This is a genomic window from Streptomyces sp. WG7, assembly GCF_049975785.1.
GTDB lineage: Bacteria > Actinomycetota > Actinomycetes > Streptomycetales > Streptomycetaceae > Streptomyces.
The window spans coordinates 117,890-135,345 of sequence record NZ_JBNGGE010000019.1; the positions used below are offsets into that span (position 1 = coordinate 117,890).

Genomic DNA, 17,456 nt, shown 5'->3' on the forward strand with positions numbered 1-17,456 from the left:
TGAGGCGTTGGAGGAGCAGCGGTGGAGAACGCCGAGGAGGCCCACGAGGCACGGGTACGGCTGCCCCAGCTGCGGCTGGACGAGCTGCTGGAGGAACTGCAGGCCCGGCTGGACGCGGCACGCGGCACCCGGGACCGGGTCCACAGCCTCCTGGAGGCCGTGCTGTCGGTCGGCCGCGAGCTCGACCTGGAGCAGGCGCTGCGCAGCATCGTCGAGGCCGCGGCGGCCCTGGTCGACGCGGAGTACGCGGCGCTGGGGGTGATCGGTCCGGACGGCAAGCGGCTGTCGGCCTTCCACACGGTGGGCGTCGACGCGGAGCAGATCGCGCGCATCGGCCCCTACCCGGAGGGCCACGGCATCCTGGGCGAGCTGATCCGCCACCCCGAGCCGCTGCGCCTGACCAAGCTCTCCGACCACCCCGCTTCCTACGGGTTCCCGGCCCACCACCCGCCGATGAACACCTTCCTCGGCGTACCGATCCGGGTGCGTGACCACATCTTCGGCAACCTGTATTTGACGGAGAAGCGCGGCGGGCAGCAGTTCGACGAGGACGACGAGGCGGTGCTGGCGACGCTGGCCGTGGCGGCCGGCGTCGCGATCGACAACGCCCGTCTCTACGAGGAGTCCCGGCTGCGCGAGCGCTGGCTCCAGGTGAACGCCGAGATCACTCACACCCTGATGTCCGGCGCGGACCAGGGTGGGGTGTTGCCGCTGATCGCCGAACGCGCCAGGGAGATCACCGCTTCCGCCCTGAGTGTGGTGGCCATGCCGGTGAGCGGAACCGACAACCTCGCCGTCGAACTCGCCATCGGCCAGGAGGCCGACGCATGGCGCGGGATCGTACTGCCTACGGAGGGCACGCTCATCGGGCAGGCGTTCGTCCAGCGGGCACCGGTCAGCAGCCCGGACGTCTCGTGCGACTCCCGGGTCTCAGCCGGTCCGCCACGCTTCGCAGGGCTCGGACCGGCCGTCGCCGTGCCGATCGGCACGGGCGACGAGGCCCGCGGTGTGGTGCTGCTGGTCCGGCAGTCCGGCGGCCGGGAGTTCTCCGAGAAGGAGACCGAGCCGCTCCAGGTCTTCGCCGCCCAGGCCGCCGTCGCGATGGAACTGGCGGAACGACGCGCGGACGCCGAACAGATCACCCTGCTGGAGGACCGCGACCGGATCGCCCGCGACTTGCACGACCTGGCCATCCAACGGCTTTTCGCCACCGGCATGACCCTGCAGAGCGCCGGTCGCCGCGTCCAGGACGCCATGGCCTCCGAGCGGATCCTGCGGGCCGTGGACGACCTCGACGAGACCATCAAGATCATCAGGTCGACGATCTTCGGCCTCCGCTCCCGCGACGACGACGCGGCGCCCGGCCTGCGCTCGCGCGCCGTGCGCGCGATCGGCGAGGCCGCCCCGCTCCTCGGCTTCGCGCCCAGCGTCCGCATGGAGGGCCTGCTCGACACGCACGTGCCCGCCCAGACCGCCGACCACGTCATGGCCGTCCTCACCGAATCCCTGACCAACGTCGCCCGGCACGCCGGCGCCGACCGCACCGACGTCGTGCTGGAGACGGACGGCAAGCAGGTCCGCCTGACGGTCACGGACAACGGCGTCGGCATTCCGGACGGAGGCCGCCGCAGCGGTCTGACCAACATGGCCGAGCGAGCGCGGAAGCTCGGCGGCGACCTGGAGCTGGAAAGCCCCGGCGGCAAGGGGACGCGGCTGGTGTGGCACGCGCCGCTGGCGCAGTTGCCGGACGCGGCCGAGAGCGGCCGGTCCGCCCGGTGACGCACGGTGCCTGCGGGCGAGCGGCGCGTTGAGGCCCCTGCCGAACGGGGACTGGCACACCGGGACCATCGGCACACGGCGCGCGGGTCCCCCGGCCCATGACGGCGGACCGCGACCGCGGTCCCATTGAGGTGCCGAGGCGGACGACCGGGGCCGGCCCGGCCCGCCGGCCCGGCTCGGGTGGGCGGAGCAGCCGCGTCGAGCACGCTTCAGGCTCGAGGGCAAGGCACCCGGCCGGGAGACGTCATGAAGATGACCAGCCGCTGCGGACGCACCATCAACGTCACACGACTCGCGCCCCAAAATCTCCCGGCTTCCTTGGGACGCGTCGTCCTGGACACTGCCCGTGCCCCGCACGACAGCCGGGCCCCGTGGCTGTCGCTGACGGCCGAGGAGGCGCGGCGCCTGGCCGGTCTGCTGCTCTTCCAGGCCGCCGCCGTGGAGCCCGCCCCTGACGGGCCGGCCGGACGCGTCGACGTGACGCCTGTCGCCGGCGACGCCTTCGAAGTGCGGGTACGGGGACACATCCTGACCGTCGACCAGCCACGGACCGCCGGTGGCAGGGACACGGCGCCCACGCCCGTGGAACTCTTCATCGCGTCCGTGGCCTCCTGCACCGCGCACTACGCGGGCCGGTACCTGGACCGGCATGGCCTCAGCCGGGACGGCCTCACCGTCCGGGCGGACTTCCGCATGGCCGACGACCGCCCCGCACGGGTCGCCTCCCTGTCGATGACCGTCCACGCCCCGTCGCTGCCCGCCGAGCGGTTGGCCGCGCTGCGTGCGGTGGTCTCGCACTGCACGGTGAGCAACACACTGGCCGACGCTCCCGACATGCGGGTGCACGTCCGATGCGAGCCGGAAAGTGCGGAGACACCACAGGCCGTGGAACACGGGCACGTCGACGCGGGGTGACACGCGTGGCAGACGGGCATGGAGTGCTCACGCTGATCGACTCGGGAAGAGCACCGCCCGGCCGCGTCGTCGACGGGACCGGGCGGCACGCGTGTTCACACGTCGGCTTCCACTACCTCCTCGGCCGGGCGGCGCGGTGACGCGGGACCCTCGGGCCCGTACCCGAGCCGGATCACCATCTGCGTGTACACGCGAGGACCGTCGGCCGGCAGACCGTCGAGGGCCCGGCGCAGATCGGGCCACTCCATGGCCTGGTGAAGAAGCGACGCGCGCACTCCGCGCCGGGTGGCCAGCAGAAGCACGTGTTCCAGGGCCTGGCCGGCCCGCAGCCAGTCCGTCCGCCGGTCGTGTGCCGTGGACAGCAGCGCGAGCGTCGGACGCGTCTCAAAGGCACGGGCGGGCAGCACCTCCGGGTGCCGGTGGGCCCCGAAGTCCCGCATCGGCATGCGGTCCAGCGCGTCCTGCGGGCCCAAGGCCGCTGACGGAAGTCCCAGCGACTGCGAGTGCGGGCTATCGACGAGTCGGCGGCTCTCGGCTGCGCGGTCGGCATCCGCCCGGTTGCGCCACTCCGCCTCCCGCGTGGCGCGCAACACCCGTTCGGTGTCGTTGCGCCCCGGGAAACGCAGGGTCGCGCCCTCCAGATGGGCGGCCTCGGCCAGCTCGGCGAGCAGGTCCGACGGCAGCGGTCGCCCGGAGAAGGGGAAACGACTGCTGTGCCTGCGCCACACCGCCTCGTACAACCCGGTCGACGGCGCACCACGCACCGCTTCGGCGAGCCGCACTGTGGCGAGCAGAGCGGGACGGTCCGGGCACGGGAGCAGCCGGGTCACCGGCTCCCAGCCGAAGTGGGCGGCGGCGACACGCAGGTTGAGAACCGCGCAGCCCACGGACACATGCACGGCGCGGCCCACCGGGTCGGTGTGGCGCAGCGCCCGGTCAGCGGCGGCGTCGATCCGTACCGTGCGAGTGTCGGTATCGAGCCGGAAGCGCCAGGGCTGGGTGTTGTGCAGGGACGGCGCGGCCACGGCCGCCGCGACCAGCCGCTCCACGGCCGGAGCGTCGAGGGTTGTCGAGCTCATCGGAACTCCTTCCCGCCCGCGTCCGAGGGCGGCTGGGCTGGTGGGTGAACCCTCCCCAGCCTTTGCCCCCCGCCGGCGCGCGCGTAAGGGGCCGTCCGGTCACCGCCCGGCACCGTTCGGCCTTGTCGTTCCGTGGTGGCCGAAGGTCCCTGTGGATTGGGGCTGTTGAGTCCCTGGGGTGTGGACCTTCGGCGTCGGGTGCGGGGTGGTGGAAGCCGGGAGAGTGAGTGGTGTCCGGAACCAGCCGGATCTTCTCCGAAGGAGTCACTGTCATGGCCGTGCACCAGCCTTCGCACCGTAGTTCGGGTTTCCGCCTGCCGTCGTTCCGCCGGAACGGCGCGGCTTCCGCACCGGGGGCGGCCGAGTCGGCGGAGGCCGGCACGCGTACCGCACGGGCCTGTGCGTTCGCTTCGGCCCGGGTGCTGATGGGGTTCGTGTTCCTGTGGGCGTTCCTGGACAAGACGTTCGGGTTCGGTTACGCCACCGCGTCCGGGAAGGGCTGGGTCGACGGTGGTTCGCCCACGGAGGGCTTCCTGGGGCATGTCGCCGTCGGTCCGATGGAGTCGACGTTCCACTCGTGGGCCGGGGCGGCGTGGGCGGACTGGCTGTTCATGCTGGGTCTGCTGGGGATCGGGCTGGCTCTGACCGCGGGGGTGGCGCTGCGTCTGGCGGCGCTGGCGGGGACGGTGATGATGGCGTTGATGTGGGTGGCGGAGTGGCCGCCGGCCAAGCACCTGTCCGACGGGTCGGCGAGCATGTCGACGAACCCGTTCGCCGACTACCACCTGGTGTATGCGGTGGTGCTGATCGTCCTGGCCGCGGTCTCGGCCGGGAACGTCTTCGGGCTGGGCCGGTGGTGGGCGCGGCTCCCCGTCGTCCGCGACCACGCGTGGCTGCGCTGAACACGACTGGTGGGGCGGGACCACCCAAGGACCCGCCCCACCAGCCTGCCGGCAGGGACCGTCGGCCCCACCCCGGGACCACAGGCCCCTACCCCCCGGGACCGCCCGAAGAGACGCTGAGAACAGAACCAATGACACAGGAGGTGGCCGGCATGGCCCGCACGATCACCGTAGGACTCGACGGCTCGTCCGAGAGCCGGGCAGCCGCAGAGTGGGCGGCCCGCGAAGCCGCGCTGCGCCAGATGCCGGTACGACTGCTTCACGTGTGGCAGCCGGTACCGGAGCCCATGGCCCAGGCCCCGCTCCTCGGCGCCGAAACACACCAGCACTGGTCCGAGCGCATCCCCCGGGAAGCCGCCGAAGGGCTGAGGCTGCGACACCCCGGCGTCGAGGTGACCACCGAGCAGCGGGCCGGAGCCCCGGCGGAGGTGCTGCTCGAAGCCGCTCGCGACGCGGAACTGCTGGTGCTGGGCTCGCGTGCCCTGAGCGGCCTCACGGGCTTCCTGGTCGGGTCCGTCGGCCAGTCCGTGGTCGCACGTGCCGAGGTGCCGGTTGTACTCGTCCGGGCCGGCGAACAGGCCGCCGACGAACACGTCAAGGACCCCACCGGCATACCGTCCGCCGCCACCGGCTTCCGGCCCGTGGTCCTGGGCCTGGACACCGACAGCCCCGATGAGACGGTCATCGCCTTCGCGTTCGAGGAAGCCCGGCGCCGAGAGGCCACGCTGACCGTCGTCACGGCCTGGAACTTGCCGCCCTACTACGTCTACAGCCTGGCCGCCGGCGTCGACCCCCGCGAGGACATCATCCGCGAGCAGGCCGCCGCCCTCACCGAAGCGCTCCGGCCGTGGCGGGAGAAGTACCCGGACGTCGAGGTGACCGAACAGTCCAGGCTCGGCAGCCCCGCCAACCACCTCGTGGACGCGGCCCACGAGGCGTCCCTCGTCGTCGTCGGCCGCCGCATCCGCCGCAGCCCGTTCGGCATGCACATCGGCGCCGTGGCCCACGCGGTCATGCACCACGCCACCACCCCCGTCGCCGTCGTCGCGCACGACTGACGCGGCCCACCGAAGGCAAGCACAGAAGGAGCAGGACCATGAAGGCAGCGGTCGTCCGGGAGTTCGGCAAGCCCCTGGTCATCGAGGACAGGCCCGATCCGGAGCCCGGCCCGGGGCAAGTGCTCGTAGCCGTCGAGGCATCCGGCCTGTGCCACACCGACATCCACGCCGCGCACGGCGACTGGCCGGTCAAGCCCACCCCGCCGTTCGTCCCCGGGCACGAGGGCGTCGGCCTGGTCGAGAAGCTGGGCGCCGGCGTGTCCCACCTCGCCGTCGGACAACGCGTCGCCGTGCCCTGGCTCGGCAAGGCATGCGGACGGTGCGAGCACTGCCGGTCCGGCTGGGAGACCCTGTGCGAGGACCAGGTCAACACCGGGTACGGCTGCGACGGCGGGTATGCCGAGAAGATGCTGGCCTGGGCCGACTTCGCCCAGCCGGTGCCCGAGGGCGTCAGCGCCCTCGACGCCGCCCCGCTCACCTGCGCGGGCGTCACCACCTACAAGGCGCTGAAGGTCGCGGACGTCCGGCCCGCCCAGCTTGTCGCCATCTCGGGCGTGGGCGGACTCGGGCACCTCGCGGTGCAGTACGCGAAGATCGCCGGGGCCCGGGTCGCCGCGATCGACGTCACCGACGACAAGCTGCAACTGGCCCGGGAGCTCGGTGCGGACATCGTCATCGACGCCCGCACCCAGGACGTCGGCGTCGAGCTGAAACGACACGGCGGCGCGCACGCCGCCCTCGCCCTCGCAGTGAACCCGGCCGCCTTCCAGGCCGTCAACTCCGGCCTGCGGCGCGGCGGGAGACTCGTCATGGTCGCCCTGCCGGCGCACGGCACCCTCCAGGTCCCGATCTTCGACACCGTCCTCAACGGCACCTCGGTCATCGGCTCCATCGTCGGCACCCGGCAGGACCTCGCCGAGGTCTTCCAGCTCCATGCCGAGGGCCGCACGAAGGTCATCCGGGAGACCCGCCCGCTCGCCGCCGTCAACGACTGCATCGACGAGGTCCTCGGCGGACAGGTCAAGGCCCGGATCGTGTTCGACCTCAACGCGGGAGGCTGAGAACGATGTACCTGCCCATGGTCGTCGGAGTCGACGGCTCCGAGTCGAGCCTGCGGGCCGTCGACTGGGCGGCCGACGAGGCCGCCCTGCACGGAGTCCCCCTGCGGATCGTCCACGCCTACCGCTGGGACCACTACGAGGGCGCTTCCCTCGCCCGCGAGCTCGGCAAGCCGTCCGGTCGCGTCACCTCCGACGACATCCTCGTCGTCGCCACCCGCCGAGCCCGTCGTCACCACCCGGACCTCGCCGTCACCACCGCGGCGGTGGCCGAGGAACCGGAGTACGTCCTCCTGCGCGAAGCGCGCAACGCCTCTGCCGTGATCGTGGGCACCCGCGGGCGCGGCGAACTCGCCGACCTCCTGCTCGGCTCCGTCAGCCTGGCCGTGGCCACGACGGCGGACTGTCCGGTCATCGTGATCCGCGGAAACCACGACAACCGGGCCGCCGACGGCCGACGCGGCCGCATAGTCGTCGGCGTGGCCGACGCACCCACCGCGGCGGTGCGCTTCGCCTACGAGGAGGCCCGGCGGCGCGGCGCCGCTCTGGACGCCGTACGGGCATGGCGATGCCCCACTCACGACACGGTCGACCACCCGCTGCTCACGGGCACGCCCGAGCGGGTGCACGAGGAACGGGCGGCCAAGGAACTGGAGGCCGCGCTCGCCGACGCCCCGGCGGACGTACGCCTGCGCCGCCACACGGCCGAGGGGCCCGCCCGCCGAGTGCTGCTGACCGCCTCGCACGAGGCGGACCTGCTGGTCCTCGGCCGACGGCGTCCCGGGCAGTTCGGGCACCGCCTCGGCCGGGTCGCCCACACGCTCCTGCACCACTCCGCCTGCCCGGTCGCGGTCGTACCCGACATGGCGTGACTGCCCGGAGCCGCCGCCCGGGACGACCGGCGGGCGACCGGGGGCCGACCGGCCCCGCGGGCACCCCCGGTCAGTCCCTGGGCGCGACCGACGTCGTGACAGACGCTCGACAGGCCAAGGACCCGAGCGGCTCGAAGGAGAACCGCCATGAAGGACGACACGCCACACCGCCCCGCAGTCCACGCGCTGCTCACGGACGGCACCACCGTCCGTATCCGGGCCGTCGAGCCCGGGGACCACGACCAACTGGAGGGGCTCTACGCGGAGATGTCCCCGGACCACCGCCGCCTGCGGTTCTTCTCCGCCGGTCCCCGCTCGGCCGCCCTGGCCGCGGACAACGTGTGCGGACCGCCCCGGCGTGGGCACCGGGCCCTGCTCGCCGAACGCGCCGGACAGGTCCTCGGCCTCGTCGAGTACCACGCCGCCGCCGACGCGCCGCACACCGCCGAACTCGCCGTCGCGGTCGCCGACGGCCTGCACCACCGGGGCGTAGGAACCCTGCTCGTCGAGCACCTCGTCTCGGCCGCCCGGACCGACGGCATCACCGCCTTCACCGCCGACGCCCTCAGCGACAACCACGAGGTACTGCGGCTCTTCGCCGACCTCGGCCTCACCGCGACCCGGCACTTCGACGGCCCCGAGGTGCACTGCGCCATCGACCTGCACGTCGACGAGACCTACCTCACGGCCTCGGAGGCGCGGGGACGGACCGCCGACGTGGCCAGCCTGGAGCCGCTGCTGAAGCCGCGCTCCATCGCCGTCGTCGGGGCCGGTCGCCGTCCCGGCTCGGTGGGACGCGCCCTGCTGCACCACCTTCACGAGGACGGCTTCACCGGCCGCCTGTTCGCGGTCAATCCCGCCACCACCGCCATCCTCGGCGTACCGTCCTACCCCTGCTTCGGCGCCCTTCCCGTCGTCCCCGACCTGGTCGTCGTGGCGAGTCCCGCCGGGACCGTGCCGGCCGTCGCCGAGGAGTGCGGCAAGGCGGGCGTACGCGCCCTCGTCGTGGTCTCCGCCGGACTGGACACGGAGCAGGCCGAGGCCCTGCTCACCGCGTGCCGGACCCACGGGATGCGCCTGGTCGGCCCCAACTGCCTCGGCGTGGCCAACACCGATCCCGGGTACCGCTTCGACGCCACCTTCGCCGCCGCACACCCCCGCGCCGGGACCGCCGGGGTCGCCGTGCAGTCCGGCGGCATCGGCATCGCCCTGCTGGAGGGACTGTCCCGGCTCGGCATCGGCGTCTCCACGTTCGCGTCGCTCGGCGACAAGTACGACGTCAGCGGCAACGACCTGCTCCAGTGGTGGGAGAGCGACGGCCACACCGACCTCGCCCTGCTCCACCTGGAGTCCTTCGGCAACCCGCGGGCCTTCTCCCGCACCGCCCGGCGGGTCACCCGGCGCATGCCGGTACTGACCGTCGACGCCGGACGCACCGATGCCGGCCGCCGCGCCGCCGCCTCCCACACCGCCGCAGCGGCCACCGGCACCATGACCCGCCAGGCACTGTTCACCCAGGCCGGCGTCACCGCGACCCGCTCCGTCGGCGAGCTGCTGGAAGCCGCGGCCCTGCTGCACGCACAGCCCCTGCCGGCCGGCACCCGCGTCGCCGTGCTCACCAACGCCGGCGGCGCGGGAGTCCTGGCCGCCGACGCCTGCGCCGAAGCCGGCCTGACCCTCAACCCGCCCAGCCCCGAACTGGCCGACGACCTGCTCGCCGCGCTTCCCGCCGGCGCAGCCGTCGGCAACCCCGTGGACGCCACCGCCGCCGTGACCGAGGACGCGTTGCACACCTGCGTCGAGCGGCTCGCGGGTCACCCGTCCGTCGACGCGGTCCTGGTGGCCCTCGTCCCCACCGCGGTCGCCGCCGCGACGGGCGACGACCTGGTCCGGGCCGTCACCCGAGGGCCGGGCCGCCGGGCCAAGCCCGTCATCGTCGTACGTCTGGAACAGGACCTGCCGGTCACCCTGCTGCCCGTCACCGACGGCGAGGCGATCCCCTCGTACGCCGAACCGCAGGCGGCGGCACGGGCGCTGGCGCACGCCGCCCGACGGGCCGCCTGGCTCACCCGGCCCGTCAGCACCGTCCCGGACCCGGACGACATCGACACCTCCCGCGCGCACGCCCTGGCGGACGACTTCCTCGCCCAGCGACCGGAAGGAGGCTGGCTGGACCCGCGTGCCTGCGCCGAACTCCTCTCCTGCTACGGCATCCCTCAGCAGCCCTGGGCCTGGGCCGAGACCGAGAACGACGCCGTACGCGCCGCCGAGCGCCTGCGCGGCACCGACGGCCGAGTGGTCCTCAAGGCACACTGGCCCGGACTCGTGCACAAAAGCCTCCAGCACGCCGTCCACCTCGACCTGAGCGGCGAGGCCCAGGTACGCGCCGCCTTCCAGGACCTGCGGACCCGGTTCGAAGGACTCATGACCGCGGTCGTCGTCCAGCCACTCGCACCCCGCGGCACCGAACTGTTCACCGGCGTCGTGCAGGACGGTGTCTTCGGTCCCCTCGTCGTCTTCGGCCTGGGCGGCACGGCGACCGAGGTGCTCGCCGACCACGCCGCCCGCCTCGCCCCGCTCACCGGTCAGGACGTGCACGACCTGATCACCGCGCCACGCTGCGCTCCGCTGCTCTTCGGCACGCAAGGAGGCGGCCCCGTCGACCTGGAGGGGCTGGAGCAGGTACTGCACCGGCTGTCCCGGATGGCCGTGGACCTGCCGCAGCTCGCCGAGGCCGACTTCAACCCGGTCCTCGCCACACCCGGCGGGATCACTGTTCTCGACACGCGGATACGCCTGCTGCCCCGCCGGCCGCGGGACCCCTATCTGCGCCGACTGCGCTGAGGAGGAACGGACATGAGGAACCAGAAGGTCGGCTCCGTGATGACCACCGAGGTGATCCGCGCCGAGTACGGCACCCCCTTCAAAGCGGTGGCGAGGCTGCTCTCGGAACACCGCGTCAGCGGACTGCCCGTGGTGGACGACGACCAGCACGTCATCGGCGTCGTCTCCGAGACGGACCTGATGCTCCACCAGGCCGCGACACCGCTCGCCTGGGAGCCGCCCCCGCGGTTCCGCGCGCACCTCACCCCGCGCGCCCGCCGGCGGGCGGCCAAGGCCCGGGCCCGCACGGCCGGCCGCCTGATGACCGCGCCCGCCGTCAGCGTGCATGCCGAGGACACAGTGGTGGAGGCCGCCCGCACCATGGTCGAGCACCGGGTCAACCGGCTCCCGGTACTCGACGAGGACGACCGCCTGGTCGGCATCGTCACCCGGCACGACCTGCTGGGGACCTTCCTGCGCCCCGACGCCGAGATCCGCGAGGAAGTGATCCGCGAGGTACTGCAACGCGGACTGTGGCTGGTCAACGGCAGCGTTGACGTCACCGTCACCGAGGGAGTCGTCACGCTGGAAGGCCAGCTGGAGCGGAAGAGCGAGACCGAGATAGCGGTGGCCATGACCCGCAAGACCGACGGAGTCGTCGACGTCGTCGACAGGCTCACCCACCGCTTCGACGACGCCGAATTCCGGGATGACACAACGGTGCCGGGCGGCGTCGCGGACGACTGGCTGCGGCGCCTGTGAGAGGAGGCGGACCACCATGGAACAGAGGGTGCTGGTCGCCTACGGGTCGACCAACGGATCAACGGTGAAGATCGCCGAGACCGTCGCGGAGGTGCTGCGGACAGCGGGGATCACGGCCGAGGCGTGGCCCGCCCGGTCGGTGACGGACCTGGATCACTACGAGGCCGTGGTGGTCGGCGGTGCCCTGTACGCCGGGCGCTGGCACAAGGACGCCAGGCGCTTCGTAGGGCGGCACCGCGGAGCTCTGGCGCACCGGCCGGTGTGGTTCTTCAGCTCCGGACCGCTCGACTCGACGGCCTCGCAGCGGGACATTCCGCCCGTGCCGGGCGTCAAGAGGGCCATGGCCAGGCTCGACGTCCGCGGGCATGTCACCTTCGGCGGTTGCCTCACCGAAGGCGCGCAGGGCCGCATCGCTCGCATGATCCTTCGCAACGGCAAGGGCGGTGACTTCCGCGACTTCGCCGCGATCGAGACCTGGGCGGCGGGCCTGGCGAAGGAGCTCGGTGCCATGGCGCACCGGTGAACAACCGGGGCGGCAGGGCCCGTCGTGCCCCCGACGTCCGGTATACCGGACGTCGGGGGCACGGTCATGACCACGTGCCGAACGGTGTGGATGCTCAGGCGCGCCCGGCCACATGGTCGGTGAACCAGTCGGTCGTCAGCCACAGGACGTGCTGCAGGGCAGCGTCCGAGGAGACGGGATCGGCGACGCCCGGTATCTCGACCACGCGGTGGGGACAGCGCAGCCAGTCGGCGGCCAGCCGATTACGGCTGAGCAGCGGCTGGTCGAGGTCACCGGTGACCAGCAGAACGGGAACGGACACCCGGGCCAGCGCGGACGGGCGGGCAAGTCCTGGCCGCCCGCTGACGCAGACCACCGCACGCAGGGTGTCGTGTTCCGCAGCGGCCTCGAGCGCTGCGGCCGCCGACGTGCCGCCGGCCGCACAGCCCACAGGAAGGCTGATGCGCTCGTGCAGCCAGTCGCAGGCCGCACCCAGGCGGCGAGCCAGCATGACGACATCGAAGACGTTGCGCCTCTCTGCCGGCCGCCCTGCCTGCCACAGGCTCAGTGTCAAGGTGCCCAGGCCGGCGCGGTGAAAAGCGGCGGCGGAGTCCTGCCAGACACGGTCACCGGTGAGCAGGACCACGCCCCGGGCCGCCACGGGCACGGCCAGCCGCCCGGTCAGTTCCGCCGACCCGGCGGGCACCGTCACAGCGTGGTCCCGCGGCGGGTGGCGGCGGGGAGCAGGATCGATGGCCGGTGAGTCGACGGCGGTCGTCGCACGGACGTCATTCAGGGCGCAGTGGCCCGCCTCGTGGCGGTCACGACCGTGCGCGGGAATCACAGTGCGCTCGACATCGACGGGCCGATGGGGCGGGCCGTCCGTGTGGGTGTGGTAACGCATGTGCCGTCACCTCCTCCGTACTGCGGCGGCGCTGTGGGGGTGCGCCGCCCTGGTACCAGTGCAACGCGCCGCCGCGGCCCGCACCAGAGGCGACCGGCCCTCGGGGACGAGGGCCGGTCGGGCCTTGCCGGGGCCGAGAGGACGGCGCACGTTCCGCCCGCCGATGATTCAGCCCGCTCTCTGGCTCCACCGCGGACCGACGAGCCGCCACTCCGCGTCCCACTGGGCCATGCGCCGTCGGTCGAGGCGCCGCCGGGCGAGGGATGCCGTACCGAAAGCGGCGCCGGCGAGGACGGAGGCGGAGCCGAGACCGAGCAGCACGGACGAAACGAGGGCGTCGACCGGTCCGGCCGGCGGGGAGGCGAGCCTGTCGCGGGCGTCCACCCAGACCGTGACGTGCGCGCCGGGCCGTACCTGGCTGCTCACCAGCGTCCGGCCGGTGCGGTAGGTGCCGTCCGAGCGCGGCCAGCGGACGGTCGCGGAGGTCCGGTAGGCCGAACTCTCGTCCGACGCGGGGCTGCGCACGGCGTTCGTCAGCACGACGGCCCGTACGGGGTTCAGTTCGGCACGCTCCCGGGCGAAGCCGTCCTGAGCCGTCTGAGCCGTCACCAGTCCGGCGACGGCTCCTCCGCCCACGATGACCGCCCACATCACCAGCACCATCCAGGCTTCGATGATGTCGTCGCCCCGCCGCAGGGGATTGCTGCGCCAGCGCCACAGCCACTTCCGCGTAGTTCCGTGCACTCCCATCAGCCCCACCTCCTCGTCCGTAGCTCCTCCGAATCTGGCAGTCGGCCCGTGCCGACGTCATGGGCCGACCGGTGCCTCCAGAGACCGACCGGCCCTGCCTCGCACGCTCGCGAAGGGATCCCCGAGAGATGCGCGTACGGGCACGTGACCGGATGAGTGGCTGGTGAGCGGACGGGACCGGCCGGCGAAGCGCGGGGGCCGTCCGGCCCAAGCCACGGCGCAGGGAGAGAGGCACGGTGGAAGCAAGAGCCGAAAACCTGTGATGACGGCGACCCGTACCGCATCTGCGGGTCGCCGTTCGCAGTCTCCCGGTTTCCGCCGCGGACAGCGAGAGGGTGAGGACACATGAGGGCATATGTCTTCCACGGCCCCGGACAGGCCGCCTGGGAAGAGGCAGCCGATCCGGTTCTGAGTGACTCCACGGACGCGATCGTGCGGGTCGATGCCGTCACCGTCTGCGGAACGGACCTGCACATCCTGAAGGGCGACGTGCCCGAGGTCCGGCCGGGGACGGTCCTCGGCCACGAGGCGGTCGGGGAGGTCGTCGAGACGGGCCGGGACGTCCGTTCGGTGCGACCGGGGGACCGGGTACTGATCTCCTGCATCAGCGCCTGCGGACGGTGCCGCTACTGTCGGGAAGCCATGTACGGGCAGTGCCGGGGCGGTGGCGGCTGGGTCCTCGGACACCTCATCGACGGCACCCAGGCCGAGTACGTACGTGTCCCGCACGCGGACTTCTCCGTGCACCCCCTGCCCGCGAACGTCACCGACCAGGACGCCGTGCTGCTGGCGGACATCTTCCCGACGGGCTACGAGGTTGGTGTGCTCAACGGCCGGGTCCGTCCCGGGGACACCGTCGTGGTGGTCGGCGCCGGCCCGGTGGGTCTGGCCGTCATCGCCACGGCCCGGCTTCTGGCACCCGAGCGGATCGTCGCCGTGGACGTGGCCACAGCCCGTTTGGACGCCGCTCGCAAGGCAGGGGCGGACGCGGTCGCCGCTGCCCAGGAAAGCCCCGAGCAGCTGGTCGCCGACCTGACCGAAGGGCTCGGTGCGGACGTCGCCATCGAGGCGGTGGGGGTGCCCGAGACCTTCGAGATGTGCACCCGCATGGTGCGGCCCGGAGGACGCGTCGCCAACGTCGGCGTCCACGGCAAGCCCGTGACCCTGCACCTCGAAGACCTCTGGATCAAGAACGTCACCATCACCACGGGTCTGGTGGACACCCACTCCACGCCCACGCTGTTGCGGATGGCGGCCGCCGGCCGCCTGCCCGCCGCCGGGCTGGTCACCCACACCTTCCCGCTCGACCGCATGCAGGAGGCGTACGACGTCTTCGCCCGCGCCGCCGACACCGGCGCACTGAAGGTCGTGCTGGGCGGACCACGTCGTGAGGTCGTCGAGGCCACCGCATAGTGAACGCGGCACCGGCGGATACCTCGGAGGGCGGGCCCACCGGGGCGAGGGCCGTCCCGCGACAGATCAGGGACTGATGGCCCTCGCCGCCGGCCGCTCACCCCGGGAAGGATGGGAGTCCGCGCACCGGACGACACACGGAAAGACGACCGGCTGATGTACCGCAACGACGGATTTCGCGAACTGAACCGGCAGGAGAGCCTGAGTCGGTTGGCCACGGCGGTGGTGGGCCGCATCGTGCACACACGCGAAGCCCTGCCCGCCGTCCTGCCGGTCAACTTCCTCCTGGAGGAGAGCGGTGCCGTGCTGTTGCGCACGTCGGCCTCCTCGGAGCTGGTCCGAGCCATCGACGGCGCCGTGGTCGCCTTCGAAGCCGACGAGGTCGACGCTGCGGCGCACAGCGGCTGGAGCGTCGTCGTCACCGGCCCGGCCTCGGTGGTGAACGACCCTGACGAACATCAGCACCTGGTCCGCATCGGTCCTCGGTCGTGGGTGCCCTGGCCCGTGGAAGTCTTCGTGCGCATCGAGCCGGAACTGGTCACCGGCCGGGAGCTGGTCGGCGGGTGCACTCTTTACGGTATGGACATGCCGACGTCGGCTTCGGCGCGGACGTCGGAACCACCGTCGACGGAGGAACACTGACCCTGCGGGCCGAGGGCTGGCTCCCGGTTGCAGCACTCGCGACGCGCCTCCGAATCCCCTTGGTCGGAAGGCGCGTCGCGCGTCCTGCTTCGTGCCCGGTGTGTCAGTCCGCCTGACATGCCACATCGTCGTTCGAGAGATCGAACTCGACATCGACCACCCCCTCGACTGCACGGACCAGGCGGGCGGCCACGGGCACCAACGAGGTGTCCCGCAGGCGGCCGCTGAGCGTCGCCCTGCCGCCGGAGACGCGGACCTGGACAGGTTGCGCGGAGGCGGCGAAGAGGGGGGATACGATCTCCTGGCGAATCTCGGCGGCGAGTTCCTCGTCGGACCGCAGGAAGACCTTCAGGAGATCGGCGCGACTGACCACGCCTTCGAGGAGCCCCTCGGCGGAGGTGACGGGCAGCCGCTTGACCTGCCGCTGTGCCATGACCCGGGCGGCCTCCGCCAGTGTGGCGTCGGCGTGGACGGTGACGGCCGGTGTACTCATCAGTTCGCCCGCGGTCAGTGCGCCCGCTTTGGCCAGGTCGGGCAGCCGCCTCAACTGCGTGAAGCGGTCAGGGTCACTGTCGCGGAACTCCTCCTTGGGCAGCAGATCTGCCTCCGACACGACACCGACGACACGCCCCTCGCCCTCCAGCACGGGCAGGGCACTGATTTTCCACTGCTGCATGAGCTCGACGATCTCTCTGAACGAGGCGCCGCGGCCCACGGCCACGACGGTGTGCGTCATGACATCGCTCACGAGATGCGGACCATGTGACATGAGGTTCCTCCTCGATGCGCCGCGTGTGCCGACGACGGTTTCTGCGAAGCCTTCGTCTTCCGGGGTGCAGCAGCCGCGCTGGTCCAGGACCGAAACGGTGGACACCCGGCGTCTCCGCGCACCACGACTGGCTCGGCTGACGGTGCAGGGCGACGTACTCACACCCGGTGCCCGCTGCCGTAGGGCGCGTACAGATCGAGCAGGCGAATCCGCGCTGCCTGCAAGCGGTGGGCGACCACGGAGCCGACCCAGGCGGCGACGGCCCGCCCGAACTCCGGATCGCGAGCGCACATGGCCCGCACGGCCTCCGCGTCGAACTCCCAGGCCCTCACCGGGCTCAGCGCCTCGGCGCCCAGCTGCCACTGGTACGGAGGAAAGTGCCAGGACCAGCCGAGGAGTTCCCCGTGACTCACCGACTCGATGGCGGCGGCCCGCCGGCCGGGAACCCGCGAGTCGAGCGTGACGGTGCCGCTGCGGATGACCCAGAACCGGTCGGCCGGCCGGCCCTCTTCGAACAGTCGGGTGCCCGCCTCGAAAGAGACTTCGCGGGCAAGGCGCATCAGCCGGTCCCGGTGGCCGACGGCCAGAGCCGTGGTCATGTTGATGTTCATCGTCCTGTCCCCTTCGCCTCGTGCGGCTCATAGTTCGGTGACGTGTGACCAGGCACTCGCCGTGACGGTGCGCGTCATGTCGAGCGCCCAGTCCGGCTCGAGACCGGCGAGAGCTGCCGAAGGTGTATTCCCGGCCTCCCTCGAGGCTCCTGCTTTCAGCCTGTACGACAGGCGGCTGCTACGGCACGGGTCACCCGGGCCCCATCGCAGGGTCGTTCGGCCCCCAGCGCGTGGCCCGCGACCAAAAGCACAGGGCTCATGTGCCGTGAGTGTCAGGTGGCGAAGAGCAAGAAGGGCGGGACCGACAACCACTTCTCACGGACCGAGGGACGGCAGGGCGGGTGGCCCTCTGATACGGCCCATTCGGCCCAAGCCGCCGCAGGCTGGACAGGCCGATCCTGGTCACGTGGAGAACGCCGCCCATATGTGCGGGAGGAAGCGATGTACGGCTCCGTATACACCGTGAGTGACGTCATGACCCGTTCTGTCGTGGCGCTGGCCGCCGGGGCGGGGTTCAAGGACATCGTGCGGACCATGCGAACGCAGCGGATCAGTGCGCTCCCCGTCATCGACGAGGGGAACCGGGTGGTCGGCGTCGTCTCCGAGGCCGACCTGCT

17 protein-coding genes are annotated in these 17,456 nt (G+C 72.3%); 12 read left to right on the forward strand and 5 right to left on the reverse strand.

Annotated features, from left to right (window positions below; genetic code table 11):
* The first annotated feature begins 21 nt into the window (after positions 1-21).
* Both ACP4J0_RS20440 and ACP4J0_RS20445 read left to right on the forward strand, forming a co-directional pair.
* Entirely contained in the window at positions 22-1,779 is a 1,758-nt protein-coding gene (locus ACP4J0_RS20440; RefSeq protein ID WP_426600104.1) for a GAF domain-containing protein, read from the forward strand.
* A gap of 246 nt (positions 1,780-2,025) precedes the next feature.
* Complete coding sequence (locus ACP4J0_RS20445) at positions 2,026-2,694, forward strand: OsmC family protein (RefSeq protein ID WP_426600105.1); 669 nt, start codon at positions 2,026-2,028, stop codon at positions 2,692-2,694.
* 95 nt (positions 2,695-2,789) lie between these two features.
* Here the strand turns inward: ACP4J0_RS20445 and ACP4J0_RS20450 are convergent, their stop codons facing one another.
* Entirely contained in the window at positions 2,790-3,773 is a 984-nt protein-coding gene (locus tag ACP4J0_RS20450; RefSeq protein WP_426600106.1) for an Acg family FMN-binding oxidoreductase, read from the reverse strand.
* 272 nt (positions 3,774-4,045) lie between these two features.
* Here ACP4J0_RS20450 and ACP4J0_RS20455 point away from each other — a divergent pair, with 272 nt between their 5' ends.
* From ACP4J0_RS20455 to ACP4J0_RS20485, 7 genes are all read left to right on the forward strand, one after another.
* The gene (locus ACP4J0_RS20455; protein WP_426600107.1) at positions 4,046-4,675 is read left to right on the forward strand and encodes a hypothetical protein; all 630 of its coding nucleotides are present in this window, start codon (positions 4,046-4,048) and stop codon (positions 4,673-4,675) included.
* Between the two features lie 152 nt (positions 4,676-4,827).
* Positions 4,828-5,733 carry a universal stress protein gene (locus tag ACP4J0_RS20460; RefSeq protein ID WP_426600108.1) on the forward strand — a complete coding sequence of 302 codons (906 nt, stop codon included), beginning with the start codon at positions 4,828-4,830 and terminating at the stop codon, positions 5,731-5,733.
* Between the two features lie 38 nt (positions 5,734-5,771).
* Entirely contained in the window at positions 5,772-6,794 is a 1,023-nt protein-coding gene (gene adhP, locus ACP4J0_RS20465; RefSeq protein ID WP_426600109.1) for an alcohol dehydrogenase AdhP, read from the forward strand.
* Between the two features lie 5 nt (positions 6,795-6,799).
* On the forward strand, positions 6,800-7,663 hold the full coding sequence (locus tag ACP4J0_RS20470; RefSeq protein WP_426600110.1) for a universal stress protein: 864 nt from the start codon (positions 6,800-6,802) through the stop codon (positions 7,661-7,663).
* 147 nt (positions 7,664-7,810) lie between these two features.
* On the forward strand, positions 7,811-10,507 hold the full coding sequence (locus ACP4J0_RS20475) for a GNAT family N-acetyltransferase (protein ID WP_426600111.1): 2,697 nt from the start codon (positions 7,811-7,813) through the stop codon (positions 10,505-10,507).
* Positions 10,508-10,519: 12 nt separating this feature from the next.
* The gene (locus ACP4J0_RS20480; RefSeq protein ID WP_426600112.1) at positions 10,520-11,248 is read left to right on the forward strand and encodes a CBS domain-containing protein; all 729 of its coding nucleotides are present in this window, start codon (positions 10,520-10,522) and stop codon (positions 11,246-11,248) included.
* A 16-nt stretch (positions 11,249-11,264) separates the two neighbouring features.
* A complete protein-coding gene (locus tag ACP4J0_RS20485) occupies positions 11,265-11,771 on the forward strand; it encodes a flavodoxin domain-containing protein (RefSeq protein WP_426600113.1) in 507 nt (168 codons plus the stop codon).
* A 94-nt stretch (positions 11,772-11,865) separates the two neighbouring features.
* Here ACP4J0_RS20485 and ACP4J0_RS20490 read toward each other — a convergent pair whose 3' ends face one another.
* Positions 11,866-12,654, reverse strand: coding sequence for an alpha/beta hydrolase (locus tag ACP4J0_RS20490; protein WP_426600114.1), 789 nt, complete (start codon positions 12,652-12,654; stop codon positions 11,866-11,868).
* A 168-nt stretch (positions 12,655-12,822) separates the two neighbouring features.
* Positions 12,823-13,404, reverse strand: a complete 582-nt coding sequence (locus ACP4J0_RS20495) for an Rv1733c family protein (RefSeq protein ID WP_426600115.1) — start codon at positions 13,402-13,404, stop codon at positions 12,823-12,825.
* 345 nt (positions 13,405-13,749) lie between these two features.
* On the opposite strand from ACP4J0_RS20495, the gene ACP4J0_RS20500 reads away from it, so the two are divergent.
* Both ACP4J0_RS20500 and ACP4J0_RS20505 read left to right on the forward strand, forming a co-directional pair.
* Positions 13,750-14,817 (forward strand): alcohol dehydrogenase catalytic domain-containing protein, encoded by a 1,068-nt coding sequence (locus ACP4J0_RS20500; protein WP_426600116.1) that lies wholly within the window; start codon positions 13,750-13,752, stop codon positions 14,815-14,817.
* Between the two features lie 156 nt (positions 14,818-14,973).
* The gene (locus ACP4J0_RS20505) at positions 14,974-15,459 is read left to right on the forward strand and encodes a pyridoxamine 5'-phosphate oxidase family protein (RefSeq protein ID WP_426600117.1); all 486 of its coding nucleotides are present in this window, start codon (positions 14,974-14,976) and stop codon (positions 15,457-15,459) included.
* 103 nt (positions 15,460-15,562) lie between these two features.
* On the opposite strand, the gene ACP4J0_RS20510 is transcribed toward ACP4J0_RS20505, so the two are convergent.
* Both ACP4J0_RS20510 and ACP4J0_RS20515 read right to left on the reverse strand, forming a co-directional pair.
* Complete coding sequence (locus ACP4J0_RS20510; protein WP_426600118.1) at positions 15,563-16,228, reverse strand: CBS domain-containing protein; 666 nt, start codon at positions 16,226-16,228, stop codon at positions 15,563-15,565.
* A gap of 158 nt (positions 16,229-16,386) precedes the next feature.
* Positions 16,387-16,839, reverse strand: a complete 453-nt coding sequence (locus ACP4J0_RS20515; RefSeq protein ID WP_426600119.1) for a cyclic nucleotide-binding domain-containing protein — start codon at positions 16,837-16,839, stop codon at positions 16,387-16,389.
* A gap of 441 nt (positions 16,840-17,280) precedes the next feature.
* On the opposite strand from ACP4J0_RS20515, the gene ACP4J0_RS20520 reads away from it, so the two are divergent.
* Positions 17,281-17,456 (forward strand): CBS domain-containing protein (locus ACP4J0_RS20520; protein ID WP_426600126.1); only part of this gene is annotated, 176 nt, incomplete at its 3' end.

Bases quoted from the DNA above. Each gene is read 5' to 3' on its own strand.
- ACP4J0_RS20490 (WP_426600114.1), bottom strand. From the start codon at position 12,654: ATGCGTTACCACACCCACACGGACGGCCCGCCCCATCGGCCCGTCGAT.
- ACP4J0_RS20470 (WP_426600110.1), top strand. From the start codon at position 6,800: ATGTACCTGCCCATGGTCGTCGGAGTCGACGGCTCCGAGTCGAGCCTG.
- ACP4J0_RS20510 (WP_426600118.1), bottom strand. From the start codon at position 16,228: ATGTCACATGGTCCGCATCTCGTGAGCGATGTCATGACGCACACCGTC.
- ACP4J0_RS20515 (WP_426600119.1), bottom strand. From the start codon at position 16,839: ATGAACATCAACATGACCACGGCTCTGGCCGTCGGCCACCGGGACCGG.
- ACP4J0_RS20480 (WP_426600112.1), top strand. From the start codon at position 10,520: ATGAGGAACCAGAAGGTCGGCTCCGTGATGACCACCGAGGTGATCCGC.
- ACP4J0_RS20495 (WP_426600115.1), bottom strand. From the start codon at position 13,404: ATGGGAGTGCACGGAACTACGCGGAAGTGGCTGTGGCGCTGGCGCAGC.
- ACP4J0_RS20455 (WP_426600107.1), top strand. From the start codon at position 4,046: ATGGCCGTGCACCAGCCTTCGCACCGTAGTTCGGGTTTCCGCCTGCCG.
- ACP4J0_RS20475 (WP_426600111.1), top strand. From the start codon at position 7,811: ATGAAGGACGACACGCCACACCGCCCCGCAGTCCACGCGCTGCTCACG.
- ACP4J0_RS20500 (WP_426600116.1), top strand. From the start codon at position 13,750: ATGAGGGCATATGTCTTCCACGGCCCCGGACAGGCCGCCTGGGAAGAG.
- ACP4J0_RS20460 (WP_426600108.1), top strand. From the start codon at position 4,828: ATGGCCCGCACGATCACCGTAGGACTCGACGGCTCGTCCGAGAGCCGG.
- ACP4J0_RS20485 (WP_426600113.1), top strand. From the start codon at position 11,265: ATGGAACAGAGGGTGCTGGTCGCCTACGGGTCGACCAACGGATCAACG.
- adhP (WP_426600109.1), top strand. From the start codon at position 5,772: ATGAAGGCAGCGGTCGTCCGGGAGTTCGGCAAGCCCCTGGTCATCGAG.
- ACP4J0_RS20505 (WP_426600117.1), top strand. From the start codon at position 14,974: ATGTACCGCAACGACGGATTTCGCGAACTGAACCGGCAGGAGAGCCTG.
- ACP4J0_RS20445 (WP_426600105.1), top strand. From the start codon at position 2,026: ATGAAGATGACCAGCCGCTGCGGACGCACCATCAACGTCACACGACTC.
- ACP4J0_RS20450 (WP_426600106.1), bottom strand. From the start codon at position 3,773: ATGAGCTCGACAACCCTCGACGCTCCGGCCGTGGAGCGGCTGGTCGCG.